Below are 22,594 nucleotides of genomic sequence, written 5' to 3' on the forward strand. Positions count from 1 at the left end.
AATTTTATTATTATATAGCATAAGTATAAAAATAAAACTTAATATTTTATGAAATATCAGCTACAAAATATGGAACTTTAGGCGTGAAGCTTTTGTATTTTTATGCGTATTAAGTAATAAATTTTGAATTTTTGAATTATCAAAATAGATAGATGAAATTTGTGTTAAAGCGGAGTTTTGAAAAAGGACGCGGAAGTAAAGCTCGCGGCTTCACTTCCCAAAAAGTTTCTTTATAGCGCCGAAAAAGCCGCCTGAGCCCTCGTTTTTATCGCTTTTGTTTTTCTTTTTATCCAGCTTCATCGCTTCGCTTAATTGCTGCGCTGCCGTATCGGCGTAGATAAACGCGCCTTCGGGGTCGCAGTTAAAAAGATTTGAGTAGCACTCGGAATCATTTAAATCAATCGGGTTGGGTATAATCACGTCGGTAGCCTCAAGCAGCCCGTAGCTGTTTTCTACACTAAATTTAACTGCACTCAAAAACGCAGGCAAATTTTGCGCGTAAAAATCATCCGTTTTTTGCTTGATATTTTCATCGGCGTTGTAGTCCTGCCAAAATTTGGCCAAATTTGCCGCGTTTATAAATGCGCCAGACGAGTAGTTTCCGTCAAATTCGCCTGTAAATTTTGCTTTTATTTCAGGCGGTATGACGCCGCTTATATCGCTTAGATACTGCTTAAATTCGCCGTGTTCGTCCGCCAAAAAGCCAAACGCCGTGCCGCGCGTATAGAAGTATTTTCTAAAAAATCCCTGCACGGTAGCAAGTATGTAGCCATGGCTGACCGAAAAACTCTCGCCATCTTTGGTTTCAAGCGCGATTTTAAGAGTATCAATGTATTTTTGCGCGTAAAAATCCTCCATACCGTACTCTTTTGCAAGCCTGTCCGCGACCGACCAGTCGCCCTCTAGCGCGCTTTTTAACGCGTCAAAATACCACTGCTCTATCTCGTTTTCGTTGATTGGATGATAGCTCACGTCGTAGCCCATTTATTAGTCCTTTGTTTTTTCTTGATTTTTTGTTTTAAATTTGTCGTAATTTGATAGGTAGTAAGTCGCCCTAGACAAAAAGTGTAGAAACGAAATATACAGGGTTATCGGTATCAAAAATAAAAATGCGGATATTAACAACAAGCCCCACAGCATATCGCTAGCCGGTTTGAAAAAGTATACGTAATAGTATGTTCCGCTCCCGCTCCCCTCATTCCAGCCTTCAACATTGCATAAAAGTAAAAAATTTATAAATAATAAAATACCCAAAAGCACAAAATATTTACAGTTTCGTAGTCTTGGTATCAAGCCGTAGATGAGACATATAATGATATCGGTAAGTATTAAAATTTTAAATCCAACCGCATCCCTATCATCATAAGGAGCAACAAAAGATAGAGTTAAAAAGCCGGCAATAAGTCCGATTATATCAACTATTATCGGAAGGGGATTAGTGTTTTTGTTACTCTGCTTATTTTTTAAAAATAGCAGCTCAAGTTCATCTCTTCGTTTTTCCATATTTTAGCCTTTTAACTATACAAAATCGACCCCAAACGAATCATATTCGAGCCGCATTTTATCGCCAGCTCAAAGTCGCCACTCATACCCATCGAGCAAATTTGCGCACCCTTTGATTGCAGATTTTCGTAAATTTTACGCGTAGTCTCAAAGCTCTTTTGTATAGCTCGCTCGTCATCAGCGTGCGCGCCGATACTCATCACGCCGACGGGTTTTAGAAATTTACACTCCTGCGCGATTTGCAAAAACGCATCCTGCGCAGCTTCTGGCGAGATGCCTTGTTTCGTGTCTTCGTAGGCCGAGTTTATCTGCAGCAGACAAGGTAGCTCGCGATCAAGCCTCTTATCCACAGCAAGCGCGGCTTCTACGCTCTCGCAGCTTTGCCAAAGCGTGGGTTTGAGCGCTAGCAGGTGGTTTATTTTGTTGCTTTGAAGTCTCCCGATGAAGTGCCACTCGATCGGCAAATTTGACAAAATTTCGCTCTTGTTTTTGAGCTCTTGCACGCGGTTTTCGCCAAAGCTCGTTTGCCCTTGCCTAAAAAGCTCCAAAACCTCTTTAGTCGTTACGTTTTTACTCACGGCGATTAGCTTCACGGCCTCGCCCGTGCGCGCGTTTTCGATGCGCTCTAAAATTTGCGCGAGCTTCATTGTCCCGCTCCGCTTAGGCGCATCACGTCGTTAAAGGTCGCAAACGCCATCAGGCAGAGCAAAAACGCCCAGCCGCAGTAGGTGAGGCCGATATAGACTTTTTCGTTCATCTCGCGGCGGAAAATGAGCTCGTAAAGGTTGAAAAATATATGTCCGCCGTCAAGCGCCGGGATAGGCAGCAGGTTTAGCACGCCTAAATTTACGGATATGAGCGCTGCGATGATGAGTAGGGTCGAGACGCCGATGCCTGCGGCCTTTGAGGTGATGTCGGTGATCTGGATGATGCCGCCCATCTCTTTTAGCGGCACGACGCCTACGATGAGCTTTTCAAGCCCCGTAAATATGAGCTTTGAAGCGTTTATAGTCTCAACGAGCGCAAATTTGAGCGAGCTAAAGCCGGTATTTCGTATCGTGACAGCCTCGCCTGATGGCGAAATGCCGATGAGCGGTTTTTCTATCTTTTCGCCAAATATCGTCATGCTTTGCCCGATTTTAGGCGTCAAATTTATAGTTTTTATTTCGCCGGCGCGCTCGAGCGTGATCGCGGTGGAGGTTAAATTTACGTTTTTGCTTACCTCGTCCCATTCGCTGATTTTGATGCCGTTTATGTTTAAAATTTTATCGCCTTTTTGCAGTCCTGCGCTCGCCGCAGCCGAGTTTTCCAGCACCTTGCCCACGGTTGGAGCTAGCCTCTCAACTCCGATATGTCCGAGCGCGATAAAGATAAAAAACGCCAAGGCAAAGTTAAAAAACGGTCCGGCAAAAAGGATAAAAATGCGTCCTAGCGGGCTAAGTCTAGTGTAGCTGTCGGCGTCCTCGTTTTTTAGCCCCGGTTTTGCGTCCTCTTGCCCTTTTAGGCTAACGTAGCCGCCAAGCGGTATCGCGCTGATGGCGTACTCGGTGCCGCCGATGGTTTTTGAGTAGATGCTTTGCCCAAAGCCCACGCTAAATTTCAAAACGCCCACTTTTAGCATGCGAGCGGCGAGAAAGTGGCCTAGCTCGTGAAAAAATATAAGAAACGAAATCACCAAAACCGTGATCAAAAAGTGCCACGAATACGCATAAATGCCGACGGCTAGCAATGCCGCCACAAAGATAATGCTTTTCAAAATTTACCTTTAAATTTGATTTTACCGCTCGAGTTTATCGCTGAGTAAAACGGCGATAAATTTCGTGCTCGGGTTCGCGTCAAGCGCGATCTTTAGGCTCATCGTAAGCGGTACGGCTAAAAACATACCGCCGATGCCGAACAAAAATCCCCAAAAAAGTAGGCTCAAAAGCACGACAAGCGTGCTGATCCCAAGGCCTTTGCCAAGAAATTTAGGCTTGATAAAGTTGCCGATGACGACATTTACGGCCGCATACAGCGCCGCAGTCCAAGCACAAGCCGCCGCGTCGTTTAACAAAAGCGCCACCAAAAGCGCTGGAACGGCCGCGATGATAGAGCCGATCGTCGGGACAAAATTTAGCACGAAAGCCAAAATCCCCCAAAGCGGCGCGTAAGGCACGCCGATGAAATTTAACCCAATAAATATAAAAACGCCCGTTGAAAACGATGCTGCGGACTTGATCGCGAGATAGCGTTTGAGATTTGATATAAACGTATCTACGATCTGATTTGTTTGCGGATTTTTACTCGCAAAATACTCGACTTTTTGAGAAAATACCTGTACCTCAAAAAGCATAAAAGTAACGAGCAAAAAGACAAAAAAGCTCTTTGAGGCAAGCTCCGTGCCGCTTCTTAAAAATCCGCCCAGCACGGCAAAAAGTTTATTGATATCAAAGTCTGCGGGCGCGGCGACGCTGTTTGGGTCGATGAGTCCGCGGCTAGCTAAGATATGGTGATAGTGGTCGGCGAGGGCTTTAAATTTGCTCTGAAGCTCTGGCATGTAGCTAACTAGCCCGTTGATCGTCTTTAGAACGGTGTTTGCGATAAAACCAAGCGATAAAAACACGACTGCGGTAACTAGCGCAAAGGCTAAAACGCGCGGAAATTTGAGCTTTTCTAGCGCATTTATCGCAGGCGTCGCTACGATAGCGATAAAAACCGCCATCAAAAAGGGCAGAACTACGACGCTAGCGGCCTTTAGTCCGGCTGCTACAACGACGAAGCTAGCTAGATAGATTATGGCGTTTCCTGTTCTCAAATTTACGCCTTTTTGGCTTGATTTTTAACGTGCTTTACATAAGCGTTTACGTACTCAAAGCCCGAATATAGCGTCAGCGCGACGCTAAGCCAGAGCAAAAACTCGCCAAAAGGCCACTGCATAGTTAAAAAGCCGATCGCAACCATCTGGCAGACGGTTTTGACTTTGCCCGCCATCGATGCGGCGACCTCTACGCCTTCGCCCGCCATCACGACGCGAAAACCCGTGATAAAAAACTCGCGAACGAGGATGAGATACACGGCCCACGGGCTTGCGCGGTCTATCATCATGAGTCCTAAAAATGCGCCCAGAGTTAGCATTTTATCCGCAAGCGGGTCGATCACGGCTCCAAGCTTAGTCTTTTGATCCCATGCGCGCGCGATAAATCCGTCGAAAAAGTCCGTGACGCTGGCGATCACAAACACAAGCGCGGCAAAGTAGTTCATCCAGCTAACGTGCACGCCTGAGAAGGAATTTACGCTAAGTAGCAGCCAAAACATCAGAGGCGCAAGAAATACGCGCAGGAAGGCTAGGGCGTTTGGTAAATTTAGGCTCATTTATTTTTTTCTTTCTTTTGGATTTTGAAGTTTAAAATTTGACGGCGTGGCGCGGGAGTCGGCGGAAAAATAGCTGGCCTTGTTTTGGCTTGGTTTCTCCTGTTGCATATTTGCTCTTTTACTAAATTTGCTCGGATCTTCGTCAAATTTGAGCAAATTTGACAAATTTGGATTAAATTTAAGAAAACCGTCCGTGCCGCAAAATTTGCTTTCAAATTTTAAATTTTCATCAAATTTAGCCTGTAAGCGCGTTAAATTTATAACGCCAAATTTGCCCAGAACACGAGCAACCGACAAATGAGCGCAGGCTAAATTTGCTTTTTTCATTTAAATGTTGTACCGCCGTCGATGATGAAGGTGTGGCCCGTTACCCAGCTAGCTTTTGAGCTGCACAGAAACAAACATGCGCCAGCGATATCCGTGGGCTGACCCATGCGATTTAGCGGGCTTAGCTCGGCCGTTTTGTCGCGAACTTCCTCATAATTAGTAAAGGCTCGCAACGCGTCCGTCTCGATCGGGCCGCCGCTAACGACGTTTACGCGGATATTTTTTTCGCCAAGCTCAGTCGCCGCATAGCGCGCCATAGCTTCTACCGCAGCTTTTGCAGTACCGTGGCCTGCGTAGTTTTCGATATAGACGAGGTTACCCGTCGATGAAAGCGAGATGATACTGCCGCCGCCCGTTTTTTCCATGCGTTTTGCTGCTTCTTGCGCGCCGACTACGAATGCGTTTACGGTTGCTGTGAAAATGTTATTGATACCGCGAGGGCGAAGTTTCATAAATTTCGTATATCCGCCTGCGACCGGACGACCCGAGATGATAGCGTTTGAGATGAAAAAATCGATGCGGTCGAAGTCTGCGTCGATCTCTAAAAATAGATCTTTATAGGTCTCGGGCTCGAGTATATTTAGCGCATAGGCTCTGGCTTTTATGCCGTACGTCGCCTCGAGCTCGGCGGCTTGGGTCTTGGCTAGCTCTTCGTTTGAGTTATATGTAAAGGCGATATTTACGCCCTTTGCGGCGAATTCCTCCACGATAGCGCGTCCGATACCGCGCGTTCCGCCGCTGATTACTAGAGTTTTGCCTTTAAATTCGTTTTCGCAGTTCATTAAAATCCTTTTATGTTATATTGTTTTATAGTCTGTTCGATTTTTTTGAGGTTTTCGGCGCTCGGCTCGCAAAGCGGCAAGCGGTACTCGAGGCTTGATATGAGGCCAGCGATATACATAGCTGCCTTGACCGGGATCGGGTTGCTCTCGCAAAACATTATTTTATTAACCGCATACAGATCGTCGTTTATGGCTTTTGCGCGCGCAAACTCGCCTTTTAGTGCAAAGTGAGTCAAATTTGAGATCTCGTCTGGGAGCAAATTTGCCGTAACCGAGATCACGCCCTTGCCGCCGTTTGAGAGGATAGGGTAGTTTATCGCGTCCTCGCCGCTGATGACGGATAGGCCTGGCTCGTGCGCGAGTAGATCAACGCAGCGCTCGATGCTGCCTGTGGCTTCTTTTACGCCGTAGACATTCTCGCACTCTTTAAATAGCCTAAAAACTGTGCACGGCTGGATATCTACGCCTACGCGGCCGGGGACGTTGTAGAGTAGCACCGGGATTTCTACGCTTGAGGCGATTGCTTTGTAGTGGCGATAGAGGCCTTCTTGCGTCGGTTTGTTGTAGTAGGGCGCAACCGAGAGGATACCGTCTGCGCCGTGATCTTGAGCAAATTTTGCTAAACCTACCGCCTCGTGCGTGGCGTTACTGCCCGCACCGGCAAGTACTTTTACGCCCGTGTTTTTGCAGGTATTTACGGCGATTTCGATGCAGATTCTATGCTCGTCGTGCGTTAGCGTCGCGCTCTCGCCTGTGGTGCCGACTGGTACGACTGCGTCGATGCCGTTTGCTATTTGTCTTTTGATTAATTTTTCATAACCGATTTCGTCTAGTTTACCGTCTTTAAATGGCGTAATCAGCGCCGTCATAGCGCCCGTTATTGCTTTTTTATTCACTTTTTTCCTTTCTTAGGATGATTGTCGTGGATTTTTCTTTTCTTGCGTATTTTTTGCAGATTTCGTTTAGATCAGCCGGTTTTAGCGCGGCTGTTTTTTCCGGTAGCTCAAAAAGCGGCTTTATATCGCCTCTAACTAGATAACTGCCGTATAAATTCGCAACCTTCGACGCGCTATCTAGCGAGTAAATTAGATCGTTTTTTAAGCTATTTTTTATCTTAGTTATTTCGTCTTCGTCTATTTTTTGCGTTTTTGCGTTTTCTAGCACACGCCAGATCCCTTCCTCTACAGCCTCGGCCTTGACGCCAGGATTACAAACGGCTAGTACGATGAGCAAGCTCTCGTCGATATTGCTCATATTATAGACGTCTACGCTGTTTACGAGGCATTTTTCATCTATCAAAACGCGCTGTAAAACCGAGCTCTGTCCGCTGCCTAGATACTCGGCTAGCGCGCCCAGACGGGGCTGATCCTCGTGATTAAACGGCGGGATTTTAAAGGCAAGCGCTAGCATCTCTACTTCGCTATCCTTGTAAATTTCAGCTCTTTTTGCACCGTTTTGCTCAGGCTCGATGCAGTGGAGTTTTGGTAGCGGTTTTTTGTTTTTTATGTGTTCAAAGTGCTTTTTACCTAGCTCAAACGCGCTTTTTTTATCGATGTCGCCGCTGATTAGAAGCATCGCATTTTGCGGCTGATAGTACGTCTCGTGAAATTCTTTTATATCATCTATCGTCCAGTTTCTGATGTCGCCGATAAAACCGATCGGTGTCCAGTGATACGGGTGATAGCTAAAAGCGACGTTAAATAGCGTAAAGTACAAAAAGCCGATCGGAGAGTTGTCCGTGCGCCATCTGCGCTCCTCGGTCACGACGTCGCGCTCGGGCTGGAATTCTTTATCTTTTAGACTCAAATTTTCCATTATATCAGCATAGAGCCTAAGCGCCTCGTCTAGGTTGCCTTTTGAGCATTTGACGAAATAATGCGTATAATCAAAGCCCGTGCTAGCGTTATTTACACCGCCAAATCCCTTTACTATCTCGTCAAATTCGCCCGCTTTCATATTTTTGGTGGATTTAAAATTTAAGTGCTCTAGCATGTGTGCGATGCCGCTTTTGCCCATTGTTTCGTTTCGCGAGCCCACGCGGTAAAACACGTCTACGCTGATGACGCTAGAGCCCTTGCTGGCGGGGATATGATAGATTTCAAAGCCGTTTTTGAGCTTTGTTTTAGAGTATTTTATAAGCATAAATTTCCTTAAATTTTGTTTTTTATATCGCAGCCCACCGCTTCGCTAATCGAGGCGAAACTATCCTCTTTTAAAAGCTTTAAAATACCTTCGTTTATCTGTTTTGCGATGTTTGGGCCTTTAAAGATGAAGGATGTGTAAATTTGAACCAAATTTGCACCCGATTTTATGCGAGCGTATGCCTCCTCGGCGCTGTCTATGCCGCCGCTTGCGATCAAAACCGTCTTGCCGTAAAGCTCGCTAGCAACCGCGCTAAAAAGCTCGCGAGAGCGTTTGGCGATGACCTTGCCGCTTAGCCCGCCGAAATTTTGCAAATTTGGCGACTTTGATAGCGAATAATCAATACTCGTATTATTTACGATGACGCCCTTTGCGCCGCTTTCTACGGCAGTTTTGCAGATCTGCACGGCTTTGTCGTCGTCCATATCGGGCGCGATTTTAAAGATTATCGGCTTTTTTGCGATCGGCGTAAGGCGCGCAAAGAGGTCTTTTATAAAGCTTTCTTCTTGTAGTTCGCGTAAATTTGGAGTATTTGGCGATGAGACGTTGATGACGAAGCAGTCGCAAATTTCGTTAAATTTGGCGACTAAAATTTCATAGTCCTTGATCGCCTCTTCGTTTGGCGTGATTTTGTTTTTGCCGATGTTGGCAAAAAGCGGTATCGCAAATGGATAAAGCTTGCCGACGCGCGCGCTCAGGGCGTCTGCACCTTCGTTGTTAAAGCCCATCGCGTTTTGTATGCTCTCTTCTTCGATTAAGCGAAAAAGGCGCGGTTTTGCGTTGCCCTCTTGCGGTTTTGGCGTCACGGTACCAAACTCCACGTGCCCAAACCCGAGCGCGGCCAGCGGACGCAGCATGGTGGCGTTTTTATCAAAGCCGCCGGCGATTCCTACGGGGTTTAAAAAGCTAGTTCCTAGCAAATTTTGCGAAAGAGCCGTGTCCGTGACGACGCAGTTTTTGGCGACGATGCTATAAAGGCCCGGAAATACGCAGTCTGAGATACTTAGCGTTTTTTCGACGATTTTGTGAGCGGTTTCGGGGTCAAATTTAAAAAATATGGATTTTAGCGTTTCGTAATTCAAATTTTATCCTTAAATTTTGAGCGATTTTATCAAATTTAGGCTTAAACAAGGGCTTCGCCTTTTAGTTTCGCGTAAATTTCGCAGCTCTTGCTAAGCGCCTCGTCGGTATCAAATCCGACCACTTTTCCGCCGCTGATAACGGCGATTTTATCGGCATTTTGCACCGTACTTAGGCGGTGCGCGATGATAAATATTATCTTTTCTTTTTGTAAATTTGCGATGGCTTTGGTTATCTGCTGCTCGCTTTCGTTATCCAGGGCGCTCGTAGCCTCGTCAAATATCAAAATCTGCGGATCGTCGTAGAGAGCGCGGGCGATGGCGATGCGTTGGCGCTGGCCGCCCGAGAGATTGGTGCCGAATTCATTTAAAATAGTCTGCGCGCCCTCGGGTAAATTTGACACGAAATCATAAGCATTTGCCGTCTTTAGCGCGAGCTCGACTTTGGCTTCGTCGTATTCGCGGCCGTAGGCGACGTTGTTTGCGACCGTGTCGTTAAAGATATAGACGCGCTGGGTAACTAGGCCGATATTTTGCCTAAGCGAACCCAGATCGAAATTTTTGATATTTTCGCCGTTTATCTCGATCGCTCCGCCGTTTGCGTCGTAAAATCTCATGAGCAGGTTTACGATCGAGCTTTTTCCGCCGCCGCTACTGCCCACGAGCGCTACGGTTTGGGACTTACTCGCGCTTAGATTTACGCCTTTTAGCACCTCTTTGTCGTCGTAATTTAGCTTGACGTCTTTAAAATTTATCAAATTTATTTCAGACGGCACCGGTTTGTCGCCGCTTAAAATTTGAGGCTCTTTATCAAGTAGTTCAAAGGTTCTCTCGGCCGCCACCACGGCGTCTTGCATCTTGTTGTAAAGGCCTGAAATGCGTTTAATAGGCGTATAAAGCATGAAAAGCGCGGTTAGAAACGAAAAGAAGCTTCCCATCGTCAAATTTCCGTCTATGACCTCTTTGCCGCCGATGATGACGACTGCTGCAACGCCGACGGAGCCAAAAATTTCCATCATCGGACTCACCATCTCGTTTACTTTTACGCTTTTTAAATTTAGTTTAAAAAATTTAGCGTTTTCGTCGGTAAATTTAGCGTGCTCAAACTCCTGTGCGTTGTTTGCTTTGATGATTTCGATATTGGTAAAAATTTCGCTCAGCTTAGAGCTTATATCGGAGGTTTTTTCCTGCGAGGCGCGGGAGATTTTTTTCATCTTTTTTGCGAGTTTTGAGAGCGGATAGACGGCTGCTGGCATGATAACTAGCGCAAAAAACGCAAGCTGAAGGCTCTGATAGAGCACGACGCAAAGTAGCCCGACGATCGTGATAGCCTCGCGGATGAGCTCTGGGATCATGGAGCTAACGATGCTTCTGATGCGGTCGATGTCGTTGATATTTCGGCTGATTAGCTCGCCCGTGCGGTAGTCGCTAAAAAACTTCATATCCAAATTTAGCAGGTTTTTTAGCAGCTTTTCGCGAAATCTCCTCACGATATCCTGCCCGATATACGCCGTAAAATAGGCCTGTAAAAACGTGCCAAGCCCCTTTAAAAAGTAAATCGCGATGATGGCATAAGGCAAAAGATAAAGCAGGTCTTTGTTTTTTTCGATGAAAATTTTATTTAGCACGGGCTCGATCACCCACGCCGATGCAGCCGTACCACCGCTAGCCATCAGCATGCCGGCGATCGCGATGATAAAATACGAAATATAATCCCTAAAATATGGCGCAAACCGCCGCAAAACCTCTTTTAGGCTCATCTGCTTCATATTTTTTCCCACATGCAGCCCTCTGGCGTATCCATGAGGCTGATGCCGTTTGCGGCTAGCATATCGCGGATTTTATCGGATAACTCGTAGTTTTTGGCTTTTTTGGCTTCGTTTCTTTGATTTATCAGATCCTCGATATAGGCTCGCTTTTCGTCGCTCACGCCAAACTGAAAATACTCAAACACGTCTACTTGCAAGATACCGAGCACCCGCGCTATTAGCTCCAAATTTGCCGCGATTTCTCCTTTTTTGGCTTTATCTTTCGGGTTTGCATCCAGCTCGTCGTTTGCAGTGCGGACGAACTCATCTACGCAAGCAAGCGCTTTTGAGGTGTTTAGATCGTCCCCCATCGCGGACATAAATTCGCTCTTAAATTTATCATTCGCGCTCAAATTTGCCGCCGCGCCCAAAACTCGTTTTTTTAGGCGGTAAATTTTATCAAGGCGCTTTTTTGCCGCGTTTAGATCGTCTTCGCTAAAGTTAAAATTCGCTCTGTAGTGGCTAGAGATCAGATAAAATCTCACCGCCTCGCCCAAATTTCGCTCCAGCGCGTCTTTAACGAAAAAGCTATTTCCTAGGCTCTTGCTCATTTTTTCGTTATTTACTTGGATAAAGCCGTTGTGAAGCCAATATTTAGCCAGGCTCTTGCGCTCAGCACAGCGGCACTGCGCAGCCTCGTTTTCGTGGTGAGGAAATAGCAAATCAAGCCCGCCCGCGTGGATATCGATCTCAAATTTTTCGCCGCTAGATAGGTGTTTTTTTATCATCGCGACGCACTCGGTATGCCAGCCCGGGCGACCGCGACCAAACGGACTTTCGTACCATTTTTCGTCAAATTTCCACAGCACGAAGTCTTTTTCGTCCTTTTTTTCGTCGCTACTAGCCACGCGAGCGACGTTTGCTTCGGTGTCAAATTTACCGCTAAGGCTCAGATACTGCGCGTCTTTTGCGGTGTCAAAGTATATGCCGTCGCCCGCGATCTCGTAAGCAAAGCCGTTTTTTAGCAAAATTTCGATGTACTCTATCATCTCTTTTAGCGTCTGCGTCGCCTTTGGTTTGACGTCTGGCTCAAGCACGTTAAGCGCACTCATATCGCGCTCGTAGCTTGCGATGTATCTATCCGTGATCGCTTCTAGACTCTCGCCGCTTTCCGCCATTTTCTTTAAAATTTTATCGTCGATGTCGGTGTAGTTTCGCACGAATTTGACCTTGTAGCCAAGCTCGCTTAGCGTGCGCCTAAGCAAATCAAAGCTAATCGCGCTTTTGGCGTGTCCTAAGTGTGCATCGTCATAAACCGTCGGCCCGCAAACGTAAATGCGCACAAAGTCGCTTTTTACGGGCTCAAATTCTACTTTTTTTCTCTTTACGCTATCAAAAATTTGCATCTAAAAATTTCCTTAAAAATATCAAAATCACTGCCTCTAAAACCAAAACTGCGCTTAAAAGCGTTATTTTTTTAGGCTCAATTATAGCTAAAAATTTCCTTATCCCAAAAAATTTGACGTTTAAAGCTAGCGTCAAAAACCCGCCTAGCGAGCTAGCAAGCGCTAGTCCGAATGTGCCGTAAATTTGCATCAGCGCGACTGCTAAAATGAGGTTAAAAACGAGCGTGATAACGGCGATTTTGGAGGCTAGTTTTTGCTGCAAATGCGCATAAAGCCAAAGCGAAAAAAGTTTAGCAAGCCCAAACGGCAAAAGTCCGATCATATATGCTGCCAAAACGCTCGCGGTCGCTGCAGTATCGGCCTGCGTAAAGCTTCCGCGCTCAAAAAGCAGCTTAATGATAGGCTTGGCTAAAATAATGCCGCCGATAGCCGCCGCAAAAAGCAGAAAATATAAAATTTCAAAGCTTTTTCGCATCCATTTTAGAGCTTCGGATTCGTTACCGGCCTTGATCTGACGCGTGATTTTAGGAAAAAGCGCGGTAGAAAGCGCGATCGCAAATATCGCTAAAGGTAGCTGAAAAATGCGGTTGGCGTAGAAAAGATAGCTGATGGATCCCGCCGCCAAAAACGACGCTAGCCACGTATCCATAAACGAGCTTAGCTGCATCGCGGATGATCCGACTAGACCGTGGAAAAAGTTGCTAAAAAAGCCCTTCGTATCGGCTCTTTTGCCATGGGCAAATTTAACTAAGCCGCCAAAAAATAGCTTTGAGATGCCGTTAAATTTAAGCGCGATAAGGTGTGCAATGAGCTGCAAAATACCGCCCACTACGACGCCAAAGCTAAGATAATAAGCTACGATTTTAGGCTCCTGTCCGCGAGCTAAGATTAGAGAACCGATCATGGCTAAATTTAGCAAAGCGGTCGAAAATGCCGTCGTCGCAAAGTGCCCGCGATACTGCAAAAGCGAGGCTAAAAAAGTAACGGCAAAGATTAGCGCTAAGTAGTAAAAGTTGATCTTTACGAGCGGGACGGCTTCGTTTATGTCGCCGGGCGCCAAACCGGTAGCGATAACGGCGGTAAAAAATGGAGCAAATAAATTTACCAAAAGCGTGAGAATGCCGATAAAGGCTAGAAATTTAAGAAAAATCTCGGCGCTAAAGAGCGATTTTTTGTTTGATTTCGTAAAATTTGGCAAAAAGGCGTTAGCAAAGGCCCCCTCGCCAAAGATACGGCGCAGTAAATTTGGTATCTTAAACGCGATGAAAAATATATCGCTGTAAATGCCCGCACCCAAAGTCGAAGCCGTGAGCAGGTCGCGCACGAGCCCTAAAACTCGCGAAACCATGATGCCAATGCTGTTTGAAAAAAAGCCTTTGATAAACACGAAAATCCTAGTAAATTTTTAGCGCAATGATAGGCAAATTTAGTTTTAAAAGACGTAAAATCAAGAGTTTTTAATGAAATTTTAGAGATAATCGACTAAAAATCAAAAAATTGCGAGAGTATCACGTGCCAGAAAACCAAAACGCGCAACAAAACTTCCTAGCCGAGATAGAGTCTGAGACCGCCAATCCGTACGGCGAGATATTAAATTTAGCAAAGCACTTCGGCGTCGATAGCAAATTTATAGATTTTGATATCATAGAGATCAAAACAGAGTGTAAGGTGGCGGGCGAGAGCCAGCCTCGCCAAATCCCTGCGGAAAAACTAAATATCTTTGACGATGATAATTTTTTCGTAGAAAAAGTAGAAAGTATAAAACAAAACTATCTGGTTAAATTTTACGATACTAGGCAGGTAAAACCAACGCCTTTGCCTAATGTCGCCATAAATGCAAATAAAAATTTAACCAAAATTTTAGCCACGGTTTCGCAAAACGCCGACACGGTTTATTTTAAAGAATTTGACAAAAAGCTGATAAATTTTATCTACAAAAAGCTGATAAAAGTAGGCATTCTAGTGGGCATCAGAAACAAAACGATGCTAGAAGAGGTCGCTAAAATTTATTCGGTTTTAAGAGTAAAAGAATTTATCGACAAAGACTACACCTTTATCGTGACCGCAGGCGTAAACGTAAATCCGTCGGCAGACGACGCGCTGGTGTTTTACTATAAAAATAAAAATAAATCCACAGATGAAAACGACAAGGTCGACTACGCAAACAGAGGCTATTTGCTAGGCGTAACCGAAAATGAATTGATATTTGAATACGTAAAACTAAGAGAGGGCGCAAACGGCCGCGACGTGAGGGGAAATCTACTGCCGACGCAAAAGCCTAAAATAACAATAACGAAAATGCCCGAACATACCGAAAATATATACTCGAAAGAAGGCGAGGAGGGGATAAAATTTTACTCCAAAAAGGCTGGCTACGTCCAAGAGGAAAAAGGCGTTTTTGATATCAAAGACGAGCTTGACGTAAATGAAATTTCGTTTAAAACCACTGGCTCGGTCGATACTGGACTAGATACCAACGTAACGCTAAATGTAAAAGAAAAAGACCTAACAAAAGACGCCATAGGCACTGGTATGACGGTTGAAGCAAACGAAGTAAACGTCGATGGAAACGTCGCCGCAAACGCCGTAGTAAAGGCAAATAAAGTAGTAATCGGCGGACAAACTCACGCTAAAGCCCTCATCGAAGCAAAAGATGCGAAAATCGCCGTGCATATCGGTAGCTTTGACGGAGGATACGTCGAAATAGATAGGCTAGAAGGCGGCAAAGTAAAAGCTAAAAAAGCCGTGATAAAATCAGCGATCGGCGGCGAGATAATCGCCGAAAGCGTCGTAATAGATACGCTCGTGTCAAATTCAAATATCATAATCGCCGATACTTTGGAAATAAAAAAGTTAAAAGGCGTAAATAATAAAATTTTAGTCGATTTTAGCATGATAAAAAACACGGGCGAGCAGATTAACGAGCGCATGGCAAAGATAAAAGCTATCAGGGAACAGATCGTAAAAATGCCGCGCACGCTAGAGTCTAAAAGATGCGTCATCGAGGAAAACAAAGGTCCGATAAACGTCATAAAAGCTAAAATCGAGGAGCTAAAAAGCACAAACAACACTCCGCCGGTGACATTTATGAAAAAACTAAAAGAATATCAGCAGCTAGTGCACGAGTATAATGCGCTTTTAAAGGAATTTCGCGATAAAAAAGCCGTGATAGCCGAGCTAAAAAGCGAGATAGCTAATATTCAAGACGGAATATTTAACTCAAAGGTGATAAATCACAGCAACTGGCGCGAGTTTAATGAGATAAAATTTAGACTCGTGGATCCTGCTCGCGACATCACGTACAGCACCCGCGAAAACGAAATCGCTCGAGTCATAACGATAGCCAAGGTCGAGACCGAGGATGGCAATATAGACTACGTAGTTAAGAAAAACAATAACGTCAGAAAGGCCTAAATTTGCCTCTTTTTTTAAAATTTGAAAGCGAATTTTACAAGTGCGAGCAAAGTAGCGGCAAGCTAACTATAAATCTAAAAAACGACTGGAACTACAAGCTGCCGGCTCAAATTTGGACCCAAACGGCCGCGCTTATCGGCTCAAAGAAATTTAACAAAATCATTTTAAATTTTAAAGGCGTAAAAGAGCTTGATTACGCAGCGGCACTATTTTTTAAAAATACCTTTTTAAATGCCAGCAAAGAGTACGAGCTCGTAAATTTAACCCCGCACGCGCAAAAGATTTTCGCCTCGATAAATAGCAAAGTAAATCCCAAAATAAAGCAGATCATAAACTCCAAACCGCACGGAAATCCGCTCTCGCAAATCGGCAAAAATTTGACCGCGCTTTTTGCGGGATTTTGCGCGTTTTTAAATTTTACGGGCGAGTTTTTGGTCAAATTTAGCAAGATATTTATGCTAAAAAATATCCGCGTGAAGGAAATTTTAGCATATTTTGAGGATGCAGGTATAAAGTCCGTTTTTATCGTGTGCCTAACCTCTTTTCTCATCGGTATCGTGCTAGCCTATCAGGGCTCAAATTTGCTCGAGAGTTTCGGCGCTACGATAATAATCGTCGAGATGATGGGGCTTTTGACCCTGCGCGAGATAGCTCCGCTTATCGCCGCCATCATCGTTGCCGGGCGTCTGGCATCAAGCTTTACCGCGCAAATCGGCGTCATGAAAATCACCGAAGAGATCGACGCGATGAAAACGATGGGATTTGATCCGTTTAAATTTCTAGTTTTGCCTCGCGTGATAGCTCTCATCATAGCCATGCCGCTTATAGTATTTTTAGCCGACGTGGCGGGGATACTAGGCGAGATGGTCGTGATGGAAAACTACCTAAACATCAGCTTTGATAGCTATCTGGCGAGATTTGGTCAAGAGGTGGAGATTAAGCATCTTTACGTCGGACTTTTTAAGGCTCCGTTTTTTGGTGTCGTGATCGCGTTTATCGGCTGCATGAGGGGCTTTCAGATCGGCGGAAACACTCAAAGCGTGGGCACATATACGACCGTGAGCGTGGTAAATGCGATATTTGGCGTGATCATGGTCGACGCGCTGTTTTCGATTATTTTCACGCAGCTAGGCATATAAATGATAATAAAAGCGACTGATTTAACGACGAAATTTGGTGACAGAGTGATCCACGACGGGCTAGATTTCCACGTAAATGAGGCTGAAATTTACGGGCTGCTCGGCGGTAGCGGCACGGGCAAATCGACGCTGATGAAAACGATGATATATCTAAAAGAGCCAAGTGCCGGCAAGGTCGAGATGCTAGGGCGCGATCTGTGGTCACTAGACGAAGCGGCTAGACAGGAGATGAAGCTAGCTTGCAGCGTGATGTTTCAGTTTGGCGCGCTTTACACCTCGATGAACGTGCTAGAAAACATCTACATCCTACTAAAAGAGTATAGCGGCATGAGCGAGCGTTCGATGCGCGAGATAGCGATGTTTTGGCTACAAAAAGTAGGCCTTAGTGAAAACGTCGCTTTGCAGTATCCAAGCGAGCTAAGTGGCGGTATGAAAAAGCGCGTAGCGATGGCTAGGGCTCTAGTGCTGAGTCCTAAAATTTTGTTTTTGGACGAGCCAAACTCCGGCCTTGATCCAAGCAGCGCGCGGGCGTTTGACGAGTTAGTGGTCGAGCTACGAGATACGCTTGGCGTCACGGTCGTGATGGTGACGCACGATATAGACAGTATTTGCACGATTTTGGATAGATTTTTGATACTTCAAGATAAAAAGATAGCCTTCGAGGGGACGTTTGAGCAGCTGATGCAAATGCCTGAAAATCCACTCGAAGAGCTTTTAAAAACAAGGAAAAACGGTGGGAAATAAAATAAATTATACTTTGATAGGCCTCTTTTTCGTGCTCGTAGTGAGCGCTCTTGGCGTCACGGCATGGTGGCTGGGCGGATACGGGAAAAAGGCCGATGACTACAGGTCGTATTTCATCAAAACCACAAGCCTGCCAAGCGGCATCAAAAAGGACTCCACGGTCAAATTTATCGGCGTAGACGCGGGCACGGTCAAGGATATTCGCTTTGCCGACGAAAAAGAAGCCCTCATCGAGCTTGAGCTCTCCGTGAGAAAAGATATACCGATAAGAACCGATAGCACGGCGTCTGCGGAGATACAGGGCATCACAGGCATCGGCTACCTAAATATCTCGCGCGGCAGCATGGATAGCCCGCTCTTTGATAAAAACGAAAAGGCCTACATCGGGCTTGAGGCCGGTTTTTTCGACAAAATCGGCGATAGAGCCGAGTACTTAACGCAAAATTTAGAAACGACTTTTAAAAATATCAATAAATTTTTAAGCGACGAAAACGCGGCTAAATTTTCGTCTATCCTAGTTTCTGCCGATGAAGCGATGAAAAAAATAAACGCCGGAAATCTCGATATAAACGCGACTATCGCAAACGCAAACGAGGTTTTGGCAAATGCAAATTTGACGCTAAACGAGCTAAAAAAAGCGCTAAAAAACGCCTCGGGCACGCTTGAGTTCGTAAATTCGTTTACGACTAAGGCCACGGACGCCGCGCAGGCGCTAAAAAATCTACAAACCGCGATAGCAGAAAAAATAAAAAGCGGCGAATACGACGTAAAGGGCGCGCTAAATACGATTGGCGACGAGACGGAGAGGACGCTGCTTAGTTTTCAAAAGTTGATTTCTGATTTTAGAAATACCCTTTTTAGACTCGAGGACGACCCGTACGAATTTTTCTTTAAAGACACGCAGAAAAAGGACGAAAAATGAAAATTTTAAGCACGGTTTTAGCTCTGGTGGCGCTGTTTTTTAGCGGTTGTAGCGTTTTGGCAAAGCCTGCGCCTAGGACGAATTATTTTATGCTAGGCGGCGCGGAGGATAAATTTAAAGAGTGCGAAAATAGGCCGGAAAAAACGGTTTTCATCGAGGAGGTGCGGGTTTTTGGCGCGTACGAGAGCCGCGAAGTCCTAAAGATAGACGCAAACGGCGAGATCCGTCCACTAAAAAATATAAAATTTTTAGCGCTCCCAAGTGAGATGACGAGGCGAAATTTGATCATAGCCGCGAGCGATCAGTGCGCGTTTAAGCCATCTTTTAAAAACGCGGACATTAGCGTAAAGTCAAATTTACTCACGCTTCAAATCAAAGATCAAAAGGCGCAAATTTCCATGATGTTTAGCTTTTTTAAAGATGGCAAAGAGCTAAAAAGCGTCGTGCTAAGCTCGCAAAAAGACGCAGGCGCGGACGAGGGCGAAATCGCGATGAGAGCGCTAAACGCCGCCTTTAGTGAGGTGACGGATAAATTTTTGCAAGAATTAATCAAATTTTAGAGATAATCGCAAATTTTAAAGGAAAAAGATGATAAAAGCGATCGAGGGCGTCATAACCAAAAAAGAGCCCGCAAATCTCATCTTAAAGACTGCCGGCGGCGTGAGCTACGGCGTGGCGATCTCGCTTTTTTGCTCGGCGAAACTCGAGCGAGGCCAGAGCGTGGAGCTAAACATCACGCAGATCATCCGCGAGGATGCGGACTTGCTTTACGGATTTTTAGATAGTAACGAACAAAAGATGTTTGAGACGCTGATAAAACTAAGCGGTATCGGCGCGGCGACTGCGATGGCTGTGTGCTCTAGCCTAAATCCCAACGCATTTTTAAACGCGGTAAAAAGCGGAGACGCTACGGCGCTACAAACAGTGCCAGGTATCGGCGCAAAGACTGCTAGACGCATCATTGCCGAGCTTAGCGACGCAAAGATGACGATGGATGAAAATCTACCTAGCCATCAGCACGAAGCGATCTTGGCTCTGGAGAGTCTTGGCTTTAAAAGAGAAAAGATAACCAAGGCGCTTAGCGAGTGCGACGCGCAAAATACGGGCGAACTCATCAAACAAGCCCTAAAAAAACTAGCATAAAAAAGGAAAAGATATGAAATTTGCTGTGATATTTGGTGCTAAAAGCTACGAACACGAGATCAGTATCGTAAGCGCCATAGCCCTAAAAAAGGTGCTAAAAAACGAGCCTTTGTTTATATTTTGCGATAAATTTAGAGAATTTTACCTGATAAACGGCGCCGATATGAGGGCGAATTTTTTTAGCTCGGGCAAGTATAAAAACGCCAAAAAGCTTACTCTAAAGCAGGGCGGATTTTTTGCCGGCGGGATGTTCGGCGAGAAAAAGATCGAGGCGGACGTATTTATAAATTTAGTCCACGGCATGGACGGCGAGGACGGCAAGATCGCGGCGCTGCTCGAGTTTTATGGCCTTAGCTATATCGGCCCTCGCGTAGAGGCTAGCGCGCTAAGCTACAACAAGGAGCTAACCAAGCTACTAGCGCAAAAAGCGGGCGTAAATACCCTAAACTACGAGGTTGTAGGCAGAGGAAAAGCGCCTAACCTGCCGCTGCCCGTAATCCTAAAGCCGCTTCGCCTAGGAAGCTCGATAGGAGTTAGCGTGATAAAAGACGCTAGCGAGCTAGAATACGGCCTAGACGTGGCATACGAGTTTGACAAAGAGATCCTAGTAGAGCCCTTTATCGAGGGCGTGAAGGAGTACAATCTAGCAGGCTGCAGAGCCGACGGCGAGATTAAATTTTCCATCATCGAAGAGCCTAAAAAGAAGGAATTTTTAGACTACGAGCAAAAATATATGAGCTTTTCAAACGAGAGCAGGGCGCGCGAGGCCGACATCGGCGCAGAGCTAGCCGCCAAGCTAAAACAAAGCTTTGAGCGCATTTACAACTGCGGCTTTGACGGGGCGCTGATACGCTGCGATTTTTTCGAGATAAACGGCGAAGTCTATCTAAACGAGATTAACCCAAATCCGGGCAGTATGGCCAATTATCTATTTGACGATTTTGAGGGGACTCTGGAACGACTCGCCGCAAGCTTGCCAAAAGAACGCGAGATAAATATCGACTATAAATTTATCAACTCCATAACGTCGGCAAAAGGCAAGTTGTAAAATTTTTATTGCGTCTGATTTTTTAAATTTGACGTTTGATTTCCGCCTTAAACGGATTGTTTTTGGAGGCTTTTTAAATTTTTACGCCTTATTGTATCGCTAATAAATTTGGTCGGTAGTTTTGAAATTTAGCGATTATTACGCTTGCTAGGCAAAAGCGCGGCTTGTTTTTCAACATTTTATATTGCAAAATCGCCAATTTAGGCCAAATTTAACTCGCCTTTTTTCTGTTCAACCGCTAGTTTTAGTCAAATTTTACCCATCCGCCTTTCTTATACTCGCAAATTTCACTCTAAAAATATAAAACGCTCTAAAATAAATTTTAAAGAACATAATGCGCCATTATATTTTAATTTGAATTTAAAGATAATATGCTATATTTTACACAAAATTTTACGTAAAGAGCAGAAATGACTACTTTTAGCAAAGATGAAATTTACACGGCGACCGAAGTGGTGCGAAATTTTAGCGCCGTTTTAGGCAAGGTCGGCAAGGCGCAGATGAAGCGCGCCGTGATCGTCAAAAATAATAAATTTGAAGCCGTGCTGCTAAATATGGGCGAATATGAGCGCCTATGCGAGGCCGTCGAGGTTCTTCAAAGCATATATGAGGCTAAAAAACGAGCCGGAAGCGGCGAATAATGGCGGTCAAAGAGGTAAAATACGGCGGCAAAGTTTACCGCATCAGCTACGAAACCGTAAATCTCGCGCACAAGGACGTCGCGCTATTTTTGCACGGCTGGGGTGCAAACAAAGAGATCATGAAAAAGGCTTTCGGCGCGTATTTTAAGGACTTTCGGCACGTTTACGTCGATATGCCGGGCTTTGGCGCGAGCAGTATGCACGGCGCGCTAGCGACGAAAGACTACGCAAAAATCATGAAATCATTTTTGGACGAGCTTGGCGCGAATCCTAAAATCATCTTTGGACATAGCTTCGGCGGCAAGGTCGCAACCCTGCTAAACCCCGAATATCTCGCGCTTTTAAGCTCGGCAGGCATCGTGGCTAAAAAGCCGCTTTGGGTGCGATTTAAGATTGCTTTGTTTAAGTTTTTAAAACTATTCGGGCTTGGGTTTTTATACAAATTTTTCGCCACAAAAGACGTAAAAAGCATGAGCAAAACGATGTACGAGACACTAAAAAACGTCGTCGATGAGGACTTTAGCTCTAAATTTGCTGACTTTGGCGGCAAGGCGTTTATATTTTGGGGTGAGGAGGATAAGGCCACACCTCTAAAAAGCGGCGAACGCGTGAGTCGCCTCATCAAAAACAGCGAATTTCACGCGCTAAAGGGTGATCATTTTTTCTTTTTACTCCACGCGCGCTATATCGACGGCGTCGTGAATGCGGGGTTAAATTTGATGGACTTGGATGAAGAAAGCGGGATCGAGAGCGTAAAAATTTTAAGCCCGAAAAACCGTGAAAATTTGAGCGAAAAAATTGAGAGTGCCGACGAAGACGGCGATCTTAAAAATGTTACCGAGCAAAATTTGACGAAACCTGCTCGCGCGGATTTGGAGACGAGCGCAAAAACCATCTCTCAAAGTAGACTTTTTGACGAGCAACCACAAAGCGGTAATTTGGCTGATAAAAACTCGCAGCCTGACGATGCGAGTGACGAAAACGGTCAAATTTCTGCAAAAAATGTTTTTAAAGAAAATTTGTTTGACGGGCAAGAAAGCGCGCAAGACAAGCCCGAACCTAAAATCGACGCCTTAAACAGCGACGAGCAAAATCAAATTTTGCCAAAAGATGAGCAAGACGCTCAAAAAAGCCCCAAAAAGCCTGTGCAGCAAACGTTTGATTTAAGCTAGCGTGCAAATTTGGGATTTTAGATATCAGCATTA

23 protein-coding genes are annotated in these 22,594 nt (G+C 45.2%); 9 read left to right on the plus strand and 14 right to left on the minus strand.

The genetic code is table 11. The features are described 5' to 3' along the window. Positions 1 to 210: 210 nt before the first annotated feature. Genes Q0386_RS07595 through murJ form a run of 14 tightly spaced genes read right to left on the minus strand, consistent with a single transcriptional unit; the run spans position 211 to position 13,725 of the window. Positions 211 to 984: a hypothetical protein gene (locus tag Q0386_RS07595; RefSeq protein ID WP_299029332.1), complete on the minus strand. Its 774-nt coding sequence runs from the start codon at positions 982 to 984 to the stop codon at positions 211 to 213. 3 nt (positions 985 to 987) lie between these two features. Further along, positions 988 to 1,503: a hypothetical protein gene (locus Q0386_RS07600; RefSeq protein WP_299029335.1), complete on the minus strand. Its 516-nt coding sequence runs from the start codon at positions 1,501 to 1,503 to the stop codon at positions 988 to 990. 11 nt (positions 1,504 to 1,514) lie between these two features. After that, positions 1,515 to 2,150 carry a YggS family pyridoxal phosphate-dependent enzyme gene (locus tag Q0386_RS07605; RefSeq protein WP_299029338.1) on the minus strand — a complete coding sequence of 212 codons (636 nt, stop codon included), beginning with the start codon at positions 2,148 to 2,150 and terminating at the stop codon, positions 1,515 to 1,517. After that, positions 2,147 to 3,259: an RIP metalloprotease RseP gene (gene rseP, locus Q0386_RS07610; protein WP_299029341.1), complete on the minus strand. Its 1,113-nt coding sequence runs from the start codon at positions 3,257 to 3,259 to the stop codon at positions 2,147 to 2,149. The genes Q0386_RS07605 and rseP overlap by 4 nt, the downstream gene beginning before the upstream one ends. A 21-nt stretch (positions 3,260 to 3,280) precedes the next feature. Further along, a complete protein-coding gene (locus Q0386_RS07615; protein WP_299029344.1) occupies positions 3,281 to 4,297 on the minus strand; it encodes an AI-2E family transporter in 1,017 nt (338 codons plus the stop codon). Between the two features lie 2 nt (positions 4,298 to 4,299). Further along, a complete protein-coding gene (pgsA, locus tag Q0386_RS07620) occupies positions 4,300 to 4,854 on the minus strand; it encodes a CDP-diacylglycerol--glycerol-3-phosphate 3-phosphatidyltransferase (protein ID WP_299029347.1) in 555 nt (184 codons plus the stop codon). Then, complete coding sequence (locus Q0386_RS07625; protein WP_299029350.1) at positions 4,855 to 5,181, minus strand: hypothetical protein; 327 nt, start codon at positions 5,179 to 5,181, stop codon at positions 4,855 to 4,857. Beyond that, entirely contained in the window at positions 5,178 to 5,963 is a 786-nt protein-coding gene (locus Q0386_RS07630) for an enoyl-ACP reductase (RefSeq protein ID WP_298086056.1), read from the minus strand. The genes Q0386_RS07625 and Q0386_RS07630 overlap by 4 nt, the downstream gene beginning before the upstream one ends. Beyond that, the gene (gene dapA / locus Q0386_RS07635) at positions 5,963 to 6,859 is read right to left on the minus strand and encodes a 4-hydroxy-tetrahydrodipicolinate synthase (protein WP_298056783.1); all 897 of its coding nucleotides are present in this window, start codon (positions 6,857 to 6,859) and stop codon (positions 5,963 to 5,965) included. Before dapA ends, Q0386_RS07630 begins: the two co-directional genes overlap by 1 nt. Next, positions 6,852 to 8,105: a pitrilysin family protein gene (locus Q0386_RS07640; RefSeq protein ID WP_299029355.1), complete on the minus strand. Its 1,254-nt coding sequence runs from the start codon at positions 8,103 to 8,105 to the stop codon at positions 6,852 to 6,854. Before Q0386_RS07640 ends, dapA begins: the two co-directional genes overlap by 8 nt. A gap of 8 nt (positions 8,106 to 8,113) precedes the next feature. Further along, positions 8,114 to 9,187, minus strand: coding sequence for a quinone-dependent dihydroorotate dehydrogenase (locus Q0386_RS07645; protein ID WP_299029357.1), 1,074 nt, complete (start codon positions 9,185 to 9,187; stop codon positions 8,114 to 8,116). Positions 9,188 to 9,228: 41 nt separating this feature from the next. Then, positions 9,229 to 10,953 (minus strand): ABC transporter ATP-binding protein, encoded by a 1,725-nt coding sequence (locus tag Q0386_RS07650; protein ID WP_299029394.1) that lies wholly within the window; start codon positions 10,951 to 10,953, stop codon positions 9,229 to 9,231. Next, the gene (gene cysS, locus Q0386_RS07655) at positions 10,950 to 12,338 is read right to left on the minus strand and encodes a cysteine--tRNA ligase (RefSeq protein WP_299029360.1); all 1,389 of its coding nucleotides are present in this window, start codon (positions 12,336 to 12,338) and stop codon (positions 10,950 to 10,952) included. Before cysS ends, Q0386_RS07650 begins: the two co-directional genes overlap by 4 nt. Then, positions 12,325 to 13,725, minus strand: a complete 1,401-nt coding sequence (gene murJ, locus Q0386_RS07660) for a murein biosynthesis integral membrane protein MurJ (protein WP_299029363.1) — start codon at positions 13,723 to 13,725, stop codon at positions 12,325 to 12,327. The genes cysS and murJ overlap by 14 nt, the downstream gene beginning before the upstream one ends. 110 nt (positions 13,726 to 13,835) lie before the next feature. Between murJ and Q0386_RS07665 the strand changes: the two genes are divergently transcribed. The 9 genes from Q0386_RS07665 (at position 13,836) to Q0386_RS07705 (ending at position 22,561) form a co-directional block, all read left to right on the plus strand. Then, positions 13,836 to 15,752 carry a flagellar assembly protein A gene (locus Q0386_RS07665; protein ID WP_298947828.1) on the plus strand — a complete coding sequence of 639 codons (1,917 nt, stop codon included), beginning with the start codon at positions 13,836 to 13,838 and terminating at the stop codon, positions 15,750 to 15,752. A gap of 2 nt (positions 15,753 to 15,754) precedes the next feature. Continuing rightward, complete coding sequence (locus Q0386_RS07670; RefSeq protein WP_299029366.1) at positions 15,755 to 16,891, plus strand: ABC transporter permease; 1,137 nt, start codon at positions 15,755 to 15,757, stop codon at positions 16,889 to 16,891. Continuing rightward, positions 16,892 to 17,635, plus strand: coding sequence for an ABC transporter ATP-binding protein (locus Q0386_RS07675; protein WP_299029369.1), 744 nt, complete (start codon positions 16,892 to 16,894; stop codon positions 17,633 to 17,635). After that, a complete protein-coding gene (locus Q0386_RS07680; RefSeq protein ID WP_299029371.1) occupies positions 17,625 to 18,557 on the plus strand; it encodes an MlaD family protein in 933 nt (310 codons plus the stop codon). Before Q0386_RS07675 ends, Q0386_RS07680 begins: the two co-directional genes overlap by 11 nt. Beyond that, positions 18,554 to 19,117, plus strand: coding sequence for a hypothetical protein (locus Q0386_RS07685; protein WP_299029374.1), 564 nt, complete (start codon positions 18,554 to 18,556; stop codon positions 19,115 to 19,117). Before Q0386_RS07680 ends, Q0386_RS07685 begins: the two co-directional genes overlap by 4 nt. Positions 19,118 to 19,145: 28 nt before the next feature. Continuing rightward, positions 19,146 to 19,700, plus strand: coding sequence for a Holliday junction branch migration protein RuvA (ruvA, locus tag Q0386_RS07690; RefSeq protein ID WP_122868084.1), 555 nt, complete (start codon positions 19,146 to 19,148; stop codon positions 19,698 to 19,700). Positions 19,701 to 19,713: 13 nt separating this feature from the next. Next, positions 19,714 to 20,748, plus strand: a complete 1,035-nt coding sequence (locus tag Q0386_RS07695; protein ID WP_299029379.1) for a D-alanine--D-alanine ligase — start codon at positions 19,714 to 19,716, stop codon at positions 20,746 to 20,748. 410 nt (positions 20,749 to 21,158) lie between these two features. After that, entirely contained in the window at positions 21,159 to 21,389 is a 231-nt protein-coding gene (locus Q0386_RS07700) for a type II toxin-antitoxin system Phd/YefM family antitoxin (RefSeq protein WP_002947827.1), read from the plus strand. After that, on the plus strand, positions 21,389 to 22,561 hold the full coding sequence (locus tag Q0386_RS07705) for an alpha/beta fold hydrolase (RefSeq protein ID WP_299029382.1): 1,173 nt from the start codon (positions 21,389 to 21,391) through the stop codon (positions 22,559 to 22,561). The genes Q0386_RS07700 and Q0386_RS07705 overlap by 1 nt, the downstream gene beginning before the upstream one ends. Positions 22,562 to 22,594 lie beyond the last annotated feature (33 nt).

The sequence above is a fragment of the uncultured Campylobacter sp. genome, from assembly GCF_938045625.1.
In the GTDB taxonomy this organism is placed as follows: domain Bacteria; phylum Campylobacterota; class Campylobacteria; order Campylobacterales; family Campylobacteraceae; genus Campylobacter_A.

What these genes read in the sequence shown, in the direction of transcription:
- Q0386_RS07595 (WP_299029332.1), bottom strand. Translation starts at nt 984, where the DNA reads ATGGGCTACGACGTGAGCTATCATCCAATCAACGAAAACGAGATAGAG.
- Q0386_RS07600 (WP_299029335.1), bottom strand. Translation starts at nt 1,503, where the DNA reads ATGGAAAAACGAAGAGATGAACTTGAGCTGCTATTTTTAAAAAATAAG.
- Q0386_RS07605 (WP_299029338.1), bottom strand. Translation starts at nt 2,150, where the DNA reads ATGAAGCTCGCGCAAATTTTAGAGCGCATCGAAAACGCGCGCACGGGC.
- pgsA (WP_299029347.1), bottom strand. Translation starts at nt 4,854, where the DNA reads ATGAGCCTAAATTTACCAAACGCCCTAGCCTTCCTGCGCGTATTTCTT.
- Q0386_RS07625 (WP_299029350.1), bottom strand. Translation starts at nt 5,181, where the DNA reads ATGAAAAAAGCAAATTTAGCCTGCGCTCATTTGTCGGTTGCTCGTGTT.
- Q0386_RS07630 (WP_298086056.1), bottom strand. Translation starts at nt 5,963, where the DNA reads ATGAACTGCGAAAACGAATTTAAAGGCAAAACTCTAGTAATCAGCGGC.
- Q0386_RS07640 (WP_299029355.1), bottom strand. Translation starts at nt 8,105, where the DNA reads ATGCTTATAAAATACTCTAAAACAAAGCTCAAAAACGGCTTTGAAATC.
- Q0386_RS07650 (WP_299029394.1), bottom strand. Translation starts at nt 10,953, where the DNA reads ATGAAGCAGATGAGCCTAAAAGAGGTTTTGCGGCGGTTTGCGCCATAT.
- cysS (WP_299029360.1), bottom strand. Translation starts at nt 12,338, where the DNA reads ATGCAAATTTTTGATAGCGTAAAGAGAAAAAAAGTAGAATTTGAGCCC.
- Q0386_RS07675 (WP_299029369.1), top strand. Translation starts at nt 16,892, where the DNA reads ATGATAATAAAAGCGACTGATTTAACGACGAAATTTGGTGACAGAGTG.
- Q0386_RS07685 (WP_299029374.1), top strand. Translation starts at nt 18,554, where the DNA reads ATGAAAATTTTAAGCACGGTTTTAGCTCTGGTGGCGCTGTTTTTTAGC.
- ruvA (WP_122868084.1), top strand. Translation starts at nt 19,146, where the DNA reads ATGATAAAAGCGATCGAGGGCGTCATAACCAAAAAAGAGCCCGCAAAT.
- Q0386_RS07695 (WP_299029379.1), top strand. Translation starts at nt 19,714, where the DNA reads ATGAAATTTGCTGTGATATTTGGTGCTAAAAGCTACGAACACGAGATC.
- Q0386_RS07700 (WP_002947827.1), top strand. Translation starts at nt 21,159, where the DNA reads ATGACTACTTTTAGCAAAGATGAAATTTACACGGCGACCGAAGTGGTG.
- Q0386_RS07705 (WP_299029382.1), top strand. Translation starts at nt 21,389, where the DNA reads ATGGCGGTCAAAGAGGTAAAATACGGCGGCAAAGTTTACCGCATCAGC.